Source organism: Pseudarthrobacter sulfonivorans, assembly GCF_031454915.1.
Classification (GTDB): domain Bacteria; phylum Actinomycetota; class Actinomycetes; order Actinomycetales; family Micrococcaceae; genus Arthrobacter; species Arthrobacter sulfonivorans_C.
Window position 1 is genome coordinate 406,399 of record NZ_JAVDRS010000002.1, and the last position, 13,223, is coordinate 419,621.

Consider the following 13,223-nt stretch of genomic DNA (forward strand, 5'->3'; position numbering starts at 1 on the left):
GCCCGCACGGCCCCGCCGCCGGTTTCCGACGCTAGGCGAACCTGGCGAGCGGGTTGGCCAGCCGGCCGGCCATCTGCAGCCCGCCCGACGGGTCCGTGAGGTCCAGCATCTGCTGGTTGTTCCGCAGCTGGAGCCGGTTCAGGCACGACAGCTCAAAGTCCGGCGCGAACAGGTCATGGCGGGCGAACTGCTCGGCCAGCCCGGGGTGCTCCGCCTGGTAGTCCCGGATGGCCGCGGCCGCTGTACCCCAGAACTCGTCTTCGCTGAGCTTCCCGTCCTCCACCAGCAGTGCGCCAAGGAACCGGAAGATGCAGTCGAACACGTCGGTGAAGATGGCCAGGACCTTCTCGCCATCGGGGATGTCGGCCTTGATCCGGGCAACGTCCTCGGGCAGGTCCAGCCGGTCCCCCATCACCACGATTTCCTCGGCGATGTCCTTCATGATGGCCTGGACTGGCACGCCGTCCTCCAGCACCAGGATCACGTTCTCGCCGTGCGGCATAAACGCCAGTTCGTACTGGTACAGGCAGTGGACCAGCGGGACGAGGTAGGCCTCGAAGTAGCGGTTGAGCCACTCGACAGGTTCCAGCCCGGAGCGCTCGATCAGGGCGGACACCATCGGTTTGCCTGTCGAATCGACGTGCAGCAGCGAGGCCATGGTGGCCAGCTGCTGGCCATCCCTCAGCAACGGGAGCGGACTTTCCCGCCACAGGGCGGACAGCATCTTCCGATACGGCGAACCCTTGGCGGAGGCGGCCTCGTAGTAGCCGTTGTGGTAGCCAATGGCCGCGATCTCGCTGATCATGGCCAGGCCGCGTTTCTGCAGGGCTTCGTCGCACAGGATCAGCCCCTGGAGCCAGTCATTGATGGCAGGCGTAGCCTTCATGTATTGCGGCGATAGCCCCCGCATAAAGCCCATATTGAGGACGGACATGGCGGTTTTGACATAGCTCCTGTCCGGGTCGCTTGTATTGAAGAACGTGCGGATGGACTGCTGTGCCTGGTAGCTGTCCTCGCCCGTCCCCAGGTGGACGATGTGCTGCTGCGCGATTTCAGCTGCGAAGGTCACGGTCAGCTTGTTTTCCCACTGCCAGGGATGGACGGGCATGAGAAAGTACTCATCGGGGTCCACGCCCTGGGCACTGAACTCCGCGTCGAAGGACAGCAATGCAGCGGCGCCGAGCTCGGACTCAAGGTGCGTGCGGTAGTCCAAGCCGGCGCTGGCGGTGAAGACCGCCTTGCTGCGGTGCACTCCGATCCATTCCAAGCGGACGGGTGCACCGGTCTCCGGGGCAAATGCCCGGTAGTCACTGATGCCGAAGCCCAGCCTGCCGTTGTTGGCCACAAAACACGGATGGCCCTCCGTCATGCTGCGCTCAATGGCCTGGAAATCGGCGGCAGCATCCGCGCCGCCGGTCACTCCTGCTGCGAGCTCCTGGGAGGACGGCTGCCCCAGCCACTGCTTGTAGGAGTGCCCGGCCAGGGTGCTGCTGATCTCTTCGAGATAGACGGGAAGCATCTCCTCGCGGATCCCCAGGGTGTCGCGGAATTCCGTGATGAAGAGCAGGGCGTCGGGCGCACCATCCTCGCCGTTCCGGGTGCAGCGGATGGAGGCAGCGTCCACGGACCAGTGCTCCAACTCCAGGACGCGGGCGGTGAACGAGTATGCGGTGGAGCCGTCGTCGCTGCGGACCACATAGGCTGCGGGCTCGGCTGGGTCCTCCGGGGCATGGCCTGCGCCGGAGCCCAGCCGCTGCGGGGTCAGGATGCGTTCGTGCAGGAACTCCGCGAGCGCCTTGCGGACCAGGTGGCGGTTGGCCACGGCCCAGCGTTCCGGCGCGAGGTGCGGGACGGAGTTAGTCGTGCCGGCGGTGTTGGCGGCGCCGGAGTCCAGCTCAGCGCTGGTGAGAGTCTCAACGGTGGTCACAGTGTGGCTCCCTGGTGGATCGGGTGGGAAATGTGGTGAGTCGGGAAGGAAAGGTGCTGGTGCAGCGCCGCGCGGGCTGCGTGATAGTCCGAGCGCGTGCAGAAACTGAGCAGCGCTTCCTTGTCCCGCAGGGTGATGATCCCTGCCGGCTGGAAGCCCAGCCGCTCATTGAGGACATGGATCTTGGAGTTCCTGGCGTCCGGTTCCACCACGACGCGCTCCACGCCCGGGTCCAGGAACAGCCGTTCCAGGACCGCGTCCATCACCGCGGCGGTGTACCCCGGTTTGGGGGCGCCCGGCGGCGGCGCCACCAGCAGGTGCATGCCGATATCGCCGGGATGCACCGCGTAGGCCGCGGCCAGCGGGGAGGCGGACGGCAGGTATTCCTCCATCAGGAAGGCGGGGACGCCGCCGTCGAGCCCGAAGACGGCATGGTGGTGACCCGTCGCCTGGATTTTCGAGTACTCCTCCACAACCGCCTCAACTGTGGCGGACTGCATGCCCCAGAAAGCGGCATAGGGCTGGGTCACCCAGCTGTGGAGGAGCGGTGCATCGGCCACGGCGTCAACACAGCGGAAGGTGAAGCTCACGCCGGCACCTCCGCTTTCCGCGTGGGGACAGTATCCGCCGCCGCCGGGAAAGCAGCAGGGCTACTTTCCGGCGCACCAAACTGCTGGAACGCGATGCTGCGCTCCACCGGGTAGACCTCGCGGCCGGTGATTTCGCGCAGGATGCACGAGTTGCGGTACGCCGCCATGCCCAGGTCCGGGGTGACAAAGCCATGGGTGTGCAGTTCGGCGTTCTGGACGAAGATCTCGCCGGGTTCGACGCCGGTGCTGTAGTTGCGTGCCACGGCGAACCGGCCCGCGGAGTCCCGGGCGATCCTGCCCTGGATCCCGGCCAGGAGGCCAGGCTCCCGGTACGTGTAGCCGGTGGCCAGCACCACGGCCTCGGAGTCGAGCGTGTAGTCGGCGCCCTGTTCCTCATGCCGGAGCTGCAGGGTGTGGGAGCCGGCGGCCTGATCCCAGGAAGCACCCGTCAGCGATGAGTGCGTGAGGAGCTGGGTGTCCACCATGCCGGAGAGGCTCTTGGTGTAGAGCAGATCGTAGATGGTATCGATGAGCTCGGAGTTGATGCCCTTGTAGAGGTTCTTCTGGCCCTTGATGAGTCCGTCGCGCTGGTCCTGCGGCAGTCCGTGAAAGTAGTCCACATATTCAGGCGAAGTCATTTCCAGCGTGAGCTTGGTGTACTCCAGCGGGAAGAACCGGCCGGACCGCGTGACCCAGTTCAGCTGGTACCCGTACGTGTCAATGTCCTGCAGGAGTTCGTAGTAGATTTCGGCCGCGCTCTGGCCGCTGCCCACGATGGTGATGCTGCGCCTGGACTGCAGCTCACTCTTCCTCGACAGGTAGTCGGCGTTGTGGAGGACGAGTCCCCCACGGCCGCCGGCCGCGGCCCCGACTATGCCGTCACAGGCAGCCGGGACATAGGGCGCAGTTCCGGTGCCCAGCACCAGGCGCCGCGCCAACAGTACCTCCGGCCCCTCAGGACCTTCCACCGAAAGCCGGTACACGCCGGCGTCGTACGTTACATCCTGCACGGCCGTGCTAAAACGGACGGACCGCAGTTGCCCGGCCACCCATTGGCAGTACTGGTTGTACTCGGCGCGCAGCGGATAGAAGTTTTCGCGGATATAGAAGCGGTAGAGCCGCCCGGTCTGCTTGAGGAAGTTAAGGAACGAGTACGGCGAGGTGGGATCGGCCAGTGTCACCAGGTCGGCCATAAACGGCACCTGCAAGTGGGCCGGTTCCAGCATCATGCCGGGGTGCCAGTCGAATGAATCCCGCTGTTCCAGGAAGACGCCGTCCAGCCCGTCCACCGGTTCGCTGAGCGCGGCGAGACCCAGGTTGAAGGGCCCGACGCCGATCCCGGCGAAGTCGTAGATGCGCGGTTCTGTGGGGGTGCCCAAGTCAGGGGTGCTCATGCGGACACCTCGCTGGCACTGTCGCTGGCCAGCAGCTGCGCACCGGTACGGCGCAGCAGTTCGATGATCTCGCTGATGTCTTCAAGGGTTGCCTCGGCGTTGAGGAGGGTGAACTTCAGGTAGTGCCTGCCGGCCACCTTGGTGCCCGCCACCACTGCCTTGCCGGAGGCGAAGACGGCGGCGCGGATGGCCGGGTTGAGCGTGTCGGCCGCGTCCTCGGAAAGCCGGCCGAGGGCGTCGGCGGGACCGGCATCAGCGCCGGCCACCACGCCGGAGATAACCGGCCGGTACCGGAAGACCAACGTGCTGAGCTGCGGTTCGGCGGCAAGCTCAAAGTCGCCGTCGGCCGCCAGCACGGATCCCACGCGGGCGGTGAGGTCGATCGCCTCGTCAAACAGGGCGCCGATGGCGTCCGCGCCCATGATGCGCAGGGTCAGCCAGAGCTTGAGCGCGTCGAAGCGGCGCGTGGTCTGGATGCTCTTGTCCACCTGGTTGGGGATCTCGGCCAGGGCGGCGCTTTCCGGGTTGAGGTAGTCCGCGTAGTAGGTGACGTGCTGCAGCATGGCTCGGTCCCGGACCAGCAGGGCGCTGGAGCTGACGGGCTGGAAGAAGGTCTTATGGAAGTCCACGGTGACGGAATCGGCCAGCCGCGTCCCGTCCAGCAGGTGGCGGTAGCGGTTCGACACCATGAGCCCGCCGCCGTAGGCTGCGTCGATGTGGAACCAGGCGCCATAGGCGCGGGCGAGTGCGGCGAGCTCTGCGAGGGGGTCCACCGCGCCGAAGTCGGTGGTGCCGGCGGTGGCCACCACGGCCATCGGCACCAGTCCGGCGTCGTGCGCTTCCGCCATGGCTTCCGCGAGCGCGGCAGGGTCCATCCTGTGGTCTGCCGCGCAGGGGACGGAGATGACGGCGTCGAAGCCCATCCCCAGCATGGACGCCGACTTCTGGATGCTGAAGTGGCTGTCCGCGGAGGTGAAGATGCGCAGCCGGTCCAGCAGGGCGGGCAGCCGGAGCCCGCCATTGGCCGGCTCCTGCCGCAGGCCGGCAACAGCGTGGTTGCGGGCGATCAGCAGTGCCTGCAGGTTGGACTGGCTGCCACCGGAGGTGAATACGCCGTCGGCTGCAGCCCCCAGCTGCAGCCGCCCGGCGGTCCAGTCGATGAGCCGGCGCTCGATCATGGTGGCACCCGCGCTCTGGTCCCAGGTGTCCATCGAGGAGTTCACGGCGGAGAGGATGGCCTCGCCCACCAGCGCGGGAATCACCACCGGGCAGTTCAGGTGCGCCGCATACTTGGCGTCGTGGAAGTAGATGGCATCGCGGAGGTAGACGGACTCGAGTTCTTCCAGGGCGGCAGCCGTATCCGGCAGCGGCCGGTCAAGGTCCACAGCGCCGATGCGTGCCTTCATTTCAGCAGGCCCGACGCCGGTGAACGGCTGGGTGGTCCGGTCCAGTTTGGTGGCGACGACGTTGACGCCCTGCAGCACCTGCGCCACGTAGCGGGTGGAGTTTCTGGAATTGAACAGATGGTTGGAGGCCGCGAGGGCAAGCTCCACCCGGGAACCGAAGTCCTGCCCGGGCAGGCCTTCGGTTAACCGATTTCCATCTACTTCTATCTCATCAACACGGGGCAGCAGGGGCACGTTGGTCATCCTTAGTTCGACACGGGGGATTGTCTAAAGCAAGGTAAGCCTTACTTAGGGAAGCCTTTTCGTCAAACTTTAGTGACCTATTTATCCTGAACTGCGTAAATACCCGTATTTTTGGGCTTGTCAGCGCGTCATTGACTGGCCTGCAACGGGAAACAGGTGCAGAATACCCCCTCGCCGCTGGCCAGAACTAAGCAACGCGGGGTCACTTCCGGCCCAATCCACCACGAATATTGGGCCGGAAGTGACCCCGCGTTGCGGTTAGTTGGAGGTCTACGGCGCTGCCCTAGTCTTCAGGCCAGTCGATGTGCTGCTCGTAGCCTTCGTGCTGGCGGAGGTACCCGGCAATGAACGGGCAATGCGGGATGATCCGCTTCCCCGACGCCACAACGTCGTCCAGGGCGAAGTGGGCGAGGACCTTCCCCAGCCCCTGGCCCTTGAATTCCTCGGCGGTCTCGGTGTGGCTGAAGTCCACGTGTCCGGGCCGGTCATCGAAAAAGGACTGGACGGCGATCTTGCCGCCCACCCTAAGTTCGTAGCAGTGATGCACATCATCCCGGGCCAGTGAAACGTCGGGGCTGAACTTATCCTCGGTGGAAACCATGTTCTCAGTCATGGTTCGACATTGGCACTACTCGGCCCCGCTGGCAATGGCCCGTCCGCCCCGCGCCGGCGTTCAGACGGCGCGTCGGACTGCGCATCGGACTGCGCATCGCCGGTGGCACGTTCCGGCATTCTGCCCAGCAGCAGGATGGCCAGCACAAAGCATGCCGCGCCCCCTCCGAGCAGTCCCAGCGTCAGGCCGTTGAACGCGGCGTCCGCCACCGGGATAAAGACGACGACGGCGGCCGTCACCACCGCGGCGGCGGGCCGGCCGCGCATGTGGCCAGACGCCGTCGGACGTTCCTCCAGGCGCCCGAAGGCGGCCAGCACGGGCAGCAGCAGGGTAACCACGCCGAGGAGGACCAGCGGGCGCGCCCACCACCATGCGGCGGTGCCGGCGGCGGGTTTGGGGAAGTCGGTGAGGAGCAGCAACCCGGACATGGCCGCCAGCAACGGCAGGTGCCACAAGTACACGGTCATAGAACGGCGTCCGGCCATCATTACCATCGCCCGGACCCAGCGCACCCCCGATACCCAGCCGAGCCCCGGCCGCAAAAGCTGGAGCGCGGCGGCTTGGGAGACGCCAAGGAGGAGCAGGCAGAGGTTGGGCGGGTTGAGGTTGACCAGCATGTTTCCCGAGTAGAGGCCCAGGCCTGTGACCACGCCCAGCAGCAGGTTGGCTGCCACAATCAGTCCAACCAGGCCGGAGCGGGTGAGCCTGGCGGCATGGCCGTCCGCCATCAGGAAGCCCAATTGCTGCACAGCGCACCACAGGAACACCAAATTCGCGTAGGCGAGCAGCGGCAGGGCTCCGCGGAAGCAGTCGACAGCAACCACCAAAGCAGCCAACCCGGTGACCGTCAGCCAGGGCGCGCGGGCATGGAACCGGGCAAGCAGCGGAATGTTCAACTGGGTTGCCAGGTACGCCGCGAGGAACCAGAGCGGCATGCCTGCGCCGGTGGCCAACAGCTGGATTACTTGCGGATCCACACCCACCAGGAGCGCGGCCCACAGCCCCAGGAACATCACCGCCAGGAGCGCTGCTGCCGGCCGGACAAGCCTCAGCAGCCGGGCCTGGGCGAACTCGAAACCGGTGCCGCCGTTCGCCTTGAGCCGCCGCCAGGATTGCAGGCCCGTGGTCCCGCCTGTCACGAAAAACAGCGGCATCACCATAAAGATCCAGATGACCGGCTCAAACCAGGGTTGGTCCCCCAGCGTGTTTTCCGAGGTCACGGTGCCGTCGGCGTGCAGGACAGGGCTGACCATCATGCAATGGCTCACCACCACCAGGACCAGGCAAACGAACCGGACCAGGTCGATGACCAGGTCACGGTCCTTGGCCGGCCCTTGCGGGGCAGGCACAAGCCCCGTCCCCGGACCCGGCTGCGGGTCCGGCCCGACCTCCCTCACACCACTCATATGCAGTCCCTACAACGGCGGATGCTGTTGGTTCCTACTTTTACTGCTTCCCGCCTGCCCTGTCACCTATATTGTCCGCCCGCACGGTGGCGTCGGCGAGAAAGCCGGGGGCGGCAGCCTCAGCCCGCCGTCACCGCCAGAGCGCCCAGTACGACGGCGAGCAGCGGCGTCGAGCCCTGCAGAACCGCGGCGCGGAGGTACTTCCGCCCGCTCAGCGCGAGCACGGCGGCGGCCAGCAGCATGGAGCCGCAACAGCTGAAGATCAAGGTCCAGCCCACCACGTCCTGGGCCGAACCGCTGGCCCCTGGCGCCACGCAGCCCACCCCGATGAAGGCACCAATGGCCAGGAACAGGTTGTAGAAGCCCTGGTTGTAGGCGAGAGGTTTGGTGGTTTCGGCGTCGGCCTGGGAGGCGAGGCCGAAGCGCTTCCAGGTGGCCGGCCGGGTCCAGGTGACAGACTCCATGGTGAAGATGTAGACGTGCAGGACAGCAGCCAGGAAGGCAAAAAGGAGGGAGGCCAGGATCATGTGCTGATCCTAGCCTCCCCTCTCCCCTGACCCCCGGAGTCTTGCTCAGCGGGTGAGCATCCCCAGTGCCGCGTCTGCGAATTCCCTGGCCGAGGTGTTCCAGTGGCCCAGCAGGCCCTGGAGGTTTTCGCCGTCGGCCCGGTGCGCCGGCAGCTGGTCCTGGAGGGTAGCCAGCACGCCGGTACGGAGCTCGGTATTGAAATTCACCTTGCCCACGTTCATGGCGGCGGCCTTCACCAGTTCGTCGGCGGGAATGCCGGACGCGCCGTGGAGCACCAGCGGGATGTGGGTCCGCACGGCGATGTCCTGCAAGACGTCCCAGCGCAGCTGCGGCTCACCCTTGTACTTGCCGTGCACGTTGCCCACGGCCACGGCCAGCAGTTCCGCACCGGCCCGGGCAACGAAGTCCTCCACCTGGGCGGAATCGGTCAGGCCCGCAACCGCCACACCGGCCTCATCAGCTCCGAAGGCCCGGTCCTCGTCGCCGGCCAGGCCGCCGAGTTCCGCTTCAAGCACGACGTCGGCGCCCAGCACAGCGCGCGCGTCACGGACCAGCGCAATGTTGTCCTCATACGGGAGGGAGGAGCCGTCCGCGAGGACCGAATCCGCCCCCGCGGCGACGGCGTCGATCATCACTTTCAGGTCCGCGGCGTGGTCCAGCTGGACGGCCACCGGAACGGACGCGGCGTCTGCCAGGCCGCGGAGCGCGGCGACCAGCCGGAGCCCGTTGGACGTGGCGGCCGTCTTGGGGGCCACCAGCAGGATGACGCCCCGGCCAGCGTCCTCGGCGGCACCCACCACGGCCAGGGCGGTGGTGAAGTCGTAGCAGGTGAACGCCGGCACGGCCGATCCCTGCTGCAGGGCTGTGGTGACCAGGTGGTCGAGTCGGGTCCGCATCAGACGCTCAGGCCTCCCACCAGGATCCAGGCCACGAAGGTCAGCAGGAAGCCGGCAACGCCCAGGACGGTGGTGAGGACGGTCCAGGTCTTGAGGCCATCCGAGACGGTAAGGCCGTAGTAGCGCACCACTGTCCAGAAGCCGGCGTCGGTCACGTGGGACAGGCCGAGTGAGCCGAAGCCGATGGCGATCACGATGACGGCGATCTGTGCAGGCGAGTAGCCGCCTTCCATCACGGCGGAGGTCAGCAGTCCGGTGGTGGTCACGATGGCCACGGTGGCCGAGCCCTGGGCGGCACGCAGTGCCAGGGAGATGACGAAGCCGAGCACAATGACGGGCAGGCCCAGGTGGTCGAGGGTCTGGGACAGCGCGGCGCCGATGCCGGAGGTCCGCAGGACCTCACCGAACACGCCGCCGGCGGCGACAACCATGAGGATGGACGCGATCGGAGGCAGCGCGCCTTCGAAGATCTCGCCGGTTTCCTTCAGGGACCAGTTGCGGCGGACGGCCAGCAGGAAGAAGGACAGGGCCACGGCCACCAGGAGCGCGAAGAACGGGTTGCCGATGAACGCGGCGAGGCCGTACCAGGAGTTGTCCTTGGGGATGGTCAGCGTGCCCAGGGTGCCGATCAGGATCTGGACGATCGGGGCGGCGATGAGGAAGATGATCAGGGCCGGACGCGGCGGGGCGATGCCGGCGGCGCCGGGGCCAGCGTGGCCAACCTTGACCAAGGAATCGGAACCGTATTCGTCCACCTGGGCTTTGACGCCGGGGAGCAGTTCGTATTCCTTGCGGTTCATGATGCTGGCAACCCAGTAGGACAGGAAACCGAGCGGGACGCAGATCAGCAGGGAGATCAGGGTAATGAGGCCGATGTCGGCGCCGAACACACCCGCCCCGGCTACGATGCCCGGGTGGGGCGGGACGGCGACGTGGATGGAGAGCATGATGCCGGCCATGGGCAGGCCGAACTTGACCGGGTGCACGTTGGCGATCTTCGCGAATGCGTAGACGATCGGGACGAGCACAATGATGCCCACCTCGAAGAACACCGGAATGGCTACCAGGAAGCCGACGGCGGTCAGGGCCACCGCCACGCGCTTGGCGCCAAGCTTCTCCGTGAAGTGCGCCGCCAGCGACTGCACGCCGCCGGAAACTTCGATCATCCGGCCCAGGACGGCGCCGAGCGCGATCAGCAGCGCAACCTTGCCCATGGTTCCGCCCACGCCGGTGGCGACGACGGTGAAGACGTCCTTCAGCGGGATCTGGGACGCCACGGCCACGGCGATGCTCACCGTCAGCAGGGCCACGAAGGCCTGGATCTTGAAGCGGATAATCATCACCAGCAGGACGGCAATGCCGAGGGCCGCGATGGTGAGCAGCAGCGGAGTACCCAGCTCCACTGCGGGTTTGATGGCTGGGGCGTCGGCGGCCCGCACCATCAGCGAGTTAGTCAGGGGGTTCATTGCGGGTGTCTCCTTTGACAAGCCAGTCTTCCAGAAGACGGGCAGACGGTCGCTAAATATTTCTGCTTGGGACTACTGCTTTGGGACTACGGGAGTACGACGACGGCGGAACGGGGGAACGCCGTCGTCGTACGTTTCGGGGGGCGCTTAGGCGGTGCGGCTCAGGCGGTGCGCTTGGTGGGGGCGACAACCTTGATGACCGCGGAGTCGTCGGCCGCGGCGAGGCCCTGGGCCTGGCCCAACAGGTAAAGCTGCTCGGCGGCGGCAGCAACGGGGGCCGCCAGGCCGGCGGCGCGGGTGGCTTTGCCGACGATGCCCATGTCCTTGACGAAGATGTCCAGGCGGGAGAGGACCTCGGCGCCGTCCTCGGTGTAGGCCTCGAGGATGCGCGGGCCACGGTTGGAGAGCATAAACGAACCTGCCGCGCCGGCTTCGAGGGCGGCAAGGGTCTTGGCCTGGTCCAGGCCGAGGGCGTCGGCGAGGGCCATGGCCTCGGCCGCGGCGGCGATGTGGACGCCGCAGAGGAGCTGGTTGACGGTCTTGAGGGCCTGGCCGTCACCGGGCTTGTCGCCCACGATGCTCAGGGTGGAGGCGAGCAGGTCCAGGGCCGGGCGGGCCTTTTCCCGGGCTTCGGGGGAAGCGCCCACCACGATCAGCAAGTCGCCTTCGCCGGCGCGTTTGGGACCGCCGGAGAGCGGCGCGTCCACGAGCTCAACGCCGTATTCGGCCAGTTTGGCGACAGTGTCCGGGATGGCTTCGGTGCCCACGGTGCTGCCCAGGATGACTACGGCGCCCGGCTCCAGCACGGAGGCCACGCCATTTTCACCGAAGAGGACGTCGTTGAGCTGTTCGCCGTTGCGGACTGCGAGGAGGAGGGCGTCAGCGCCCTTTGAGGCTTCGCGGGCTGTAGCGAAGGTGCGGATGCCGGCCTCTTCGGCCAGTTTCAGGCGCGGCTCGGCGATGTCGAACCCGTGGACGGTCAGCTCGCTGGCGAGGCGGGTGGCCATGGGCAGTCCCATGGCACCAAGGCCCAGGACGGTGATGGTGTAGTTGCTGGTCATGAGGTTCTCCTTTGAATTCTGGCTAGAAGGTGTTGCTGAGTTTGCGGGTGACGTCCGCGAGGGACTGGTCATCGCCCACGTTTCCGGCGAACACGATGTACGGGATGCCCTTGGCGGGGCCGTCCACCGGCTCCCAGAGCGAGACGATGCCCGGCAGCATGGGGCCGCGGACAATGGCGTGGCGGATTTCCAGGCCGTGCGCGGCGACGTCTGAGGACGTGATGCCGCCCTTGGCGATGACGAACCGCGGCGGGAAGGTTTTGAGGGTCCGGTTCACCACGGCGACGACGGCGGCGGACACCGTGCGGGCGATCCGCAGGCTTTCTGCGGCGTCGTCTGTCTTGATGAGCAGGCGGCTGGTGTGGACGATGACGTCTCCGCCACGGAGGGCCTCCACAACGGTGTCCACTGTCTGGTTCAGGTAGACGTCCGCAGCCGTTTCGGTTTCGGCGGCTAGGAGCTTCTCGACGTCGATCTCCACAATCCGAGCCGCGCTGTGCTGCTCGGTGAGGGCCTTGAGCTGGCGGGTGGTGACGCCAACATGGGAGCCCACCACAATCAGGCCGCCTGCCTCGGAGGGAGTGTTTCCGGCGTAGGCCTCGGCACCGCTGAGCTCGGTACGGATTTCCTGGCCGATGCGGGCACGTCCAAACGGCGGGCCCACGCGGTACAGCAGCTTCTTGCCGCGCCGTTCGGCCTCTTCCAGGCCCAGGGACAGGGCGCGGAGGTCATTTTCAGTGACGATGTCAGCCACGATCGGGGTGGAGTTCGTGGCAGGTTCGATGGCGTCGGCGATGGCATGGGCGCTGATGACCGCACTCACGGCAGGATCGCCGTCGGGGTTTTCAGCAGTGCCTGCGCTGGCAGCCCCGGCGCGGATGATGTTCAGGTCCAGGACGATGACGGACCCGGCGGCGAAGCGGCCCTTGGACTTCTCTTCAACGTACTTGGCCAACTCGGAGTTGGCGTAACCAAAGCTGGCGTCCTTGGCGAATTCGGTCTCCGCGGCGGGCGTGAGCTTGCCTGCGTCGTTGCCGGTTCCACGGGTGTAGTGCACGCCGCTAATGGTCACCCGGCCTGCGTCAGGGAACGCGGGAACCATCACCACGCCGTCGGTCGCTTCACCGCTGACCTCGGCCACGGTGGCGGCAATGACGTCAGGCTCGAGCGGGTAGTGGCCGCGGAGGGTGGAGTCGCTGCGGCTGACGAAGCCGAGGCGCAGGCCGGAATCGGTGCCGCTGGCGGCGGCAAGCGCGTTGCGGACCACTTCCTCGTTGCGGGCAGCAGCTTCTGCGGGGTCCAGGCTTCGGGTGTTGGTCAGCACGTAAACGGCGGGCTTGGCCTGGCCAAAAGCCCAGATGAAATCCTCCACGTCCCAGCGGGTGAGGACGGGCAGATCCGCAACGGACTGCGTGCCGGTGGGGTCGTCGTCGAGCACTACCAGCATGCGAGGGGTCTCGGCGCTGGAGGCGGCGACGGCGTCAGCCACAAGGCGGGCGGGAATCCGGACTTCGGCCGGGAAGGCGGCCAGGAGGTCTGCTTCAAGCGTCACTGTGCACTCCGTTGTGTGGGTATTTATGGTCTCGATGTAAATCTGTAAGATGTCTGACATCTAACATTTGAAATAGTGTGGCACAGGACATAGGAACGCGCAAGTAGACTTGTCAGACATCTGGCGACGGCGGCAAGGGGG

The 13,223-nt window shown here is 66.4% G+C and carries 11 protein-coding genes; all 11 read right to left on the reverse strand.

Features of this window, described 5'->3' with window-relative positions:
- Positions 1 to 31: 31 nt before the first annotated feature.
- Positions 32 to 1,894 (reverse strand): IucA/IucC family protein, encoded by a 1,863-nt coding sequence (locus J2808_RS05805; protein WP_309814187.1) that lies wholly within the window; start codon positions 1,892 to 1,894, stop codon positions 32 to 34.
- 29 nt (positions 1,895 to 1,923) lie between these two features.
- Positions 1,924 to 2,517 carry a GNAT family N-acetyltransferase gene (locus J2808_RS05810; RefSeq protein WP_309813028.1) on the reverse strand — a complete coding sequence of 198 codons (594 nt, stop codon included), beginning with the start codon at positions 2,515 to 2,517 and terminating at the stop codon, positions 1,924 to 1,926.
- Positions 2,514 to 3,911 (reverse strand): lysine N(6)-hydroxylase/L-ornithine N(5)-oxygenase family protein, encoded by a 1,398-nt coding sequence (locus J2808_RS05815; protein ID WP_309813031.1) that lies wholly within the window; start codon positions 3,909 to 3,911, stop codon positions 2,514 to 2,516. Before J2808_RS05815 ends, J2808_RS05810 begins: the two co-directional genes overlap by 4 nt.
- Positions 3,908 to 5,551, reverse strand: coding sequence for a pyridoxal phosphate-dependent decarboxylase family protein (locus J2808_RS05820; protein WP_397427990.1), 1,644 nt, complete (start codon positions 5,549 to 5,551; stop codon positions 3,908 to 3,910). The genes J2808_RS05815 and J2808_RS05820 overlap by 4 nt, the downstream gene beginning before the upstream one ends.
- Positions 5,552 to 5,843: 292 nt before the next feature.
- Positions 5,844 to 6,173 carry a GNAT family N-acetyltransferase gene (locus tag J2808_RS05825; RefSeq protein ID WP_309813034.1) on the reverse strand — a complete coding sequence of 110 codons (330 nt, stop codon included), beginning with the start codon at positions 6,171 to 6,173 and terminating at the stop codon, positions 5,844 to 5,846.
- Positions 6,170 to 7,579 (reverse strand): acyltransferase, encoded by a 1,410-nt coding sequence (locus tag J2808_RS05830; RefSeq protein ID WP_397427991.1) that lies wholly within the window; start codon positions 7,577 to 7,579, stop codon positions 6,170 to 6,172. Before J2808_RS05830 ends, J2808_RS05825 begins: the two co-directional genes overlap by 4 nt.
- A 119-nt stretch (positions 7,580 to 7,698) precedes the next feature.
- The gene (locus tag J2808_RS05835) at positions 7,699 to 8,106 is read right to left on the reverse strand and encodes a DUF1304 domain-containing protein (protein WP_309813040.1); all 408 of its coding nucleotides are present in this window, start codon (positions 8,104 to 8,106) and stop codon (positions 7,699 to 7,701) included.
- 45 nt (positions 8,107 to 8,151) lie between these two features.
- Complete coding sequence (locus tag J2808_RS05840) at positions 8,152 to 9,003, reverse strand: class II fructose-bisphosphate aldolase (RefSeq protein ID WP_309813043.1); 852 nt, start codon at positions 9,001 to 9,003, stop codon at positions 8,152 to 8,154.
- The gene (locus J2808_RS05845; protein ID WP_309813046.1) at positions 9,003 to 10,469 is read right to left on the reverse strand and encodes a GntP family transporter; all 1,467 of its coding nucleotides are present in this window, start codon (positions 10,467 to 10,469) and stop codon (positions 9,003 to 9,005) included. Before J2808_RS05845 ends, J2808_RS05840 begins: the two co-directional genes overlap by 1 nt.
- A gap of 161 nt (positions 10,470 to 10,630) precedes the next feature.
- Entirely contained in the window at positions 10,631 to 11,530 is a 900-nt protein-coding gene (locus tag J2808_RS05850; protein ID WP_309813048.1) for an NAD(P)-dependent oxidoreductase, read from the reverse strand.
- Positions 11,531 to 11,552: 22 nt separating this feature from the next.
- Positions 11,553 to 13,082: a four-carbon acid sugar kinase family protein gene (locus J2808_RS05855; protein WP_309813052.1), complete on the reverse strand. Its 1,530-nt coding sequence runs from the start codon at positions 13,080 to 13,082 to the stop codon at positions 11,553 to 11,555.
- Positions 13,083 to 13,223: the final 141 nt, after the last annotated feature.

What these genes read in the sequence shown, in the direction of transcription:
- J2808_RS05815 (WP_309813031.1), bottom strand. Translation starts at nt 3,911, where the DNA reads ATGAGCACCCCTGACTTGGGCACCCCCACAGAACCGCGCATCTACGAC.
- J2808_RS05825 (WP_309813034.1), bottom strand. Translation starts at nt 6,173, where the DNA reads ATGACTGAGAACATGGTTTCCACCGAGGATAAGTTCAGCCCCGACGTT.
- J2808_RS05830 (WP_397427991.1), bottom strand. Translation starts at nt 7,579, where the DNA reads ATGAGTGGTGTGAGGGAGGTCGGGCCGGACCCGCAGCCGGGTCCGGGG.
- J2808_RS05835 (WP_309813040.1), bottom strand. Translation starts at nt 8,106, where the DNA reads ATGATCCTGGCCTCCCTCCTTTTTGCCTTCCTGGCTGCTGTCCTGCAC.
- J2808_RS05840 (WP_309813043.1), bottom strand. Translation starts at nt 9,003, where the DNA reads ATGCGGACCCGACTCGACCACCTGGTCACCACAGCCCTGCAGCAGGGA.
- J2808_RS05845 (WP_309813046.1), bottom strand. Translation starts at nt 10,469, where the DNA reads ATGAACCCCCTGACTAACTCGCTGATGGTGCGGGCCGCCGACGCCCCA.
- J2808_RS05850 (WP_309813048.1), bottom strand. Translation starts at nt 11,530, where the DNA reads ATGACCAGCAACTACACCATCACCGTCCTGGGCCTTGGTGCCATGGGA.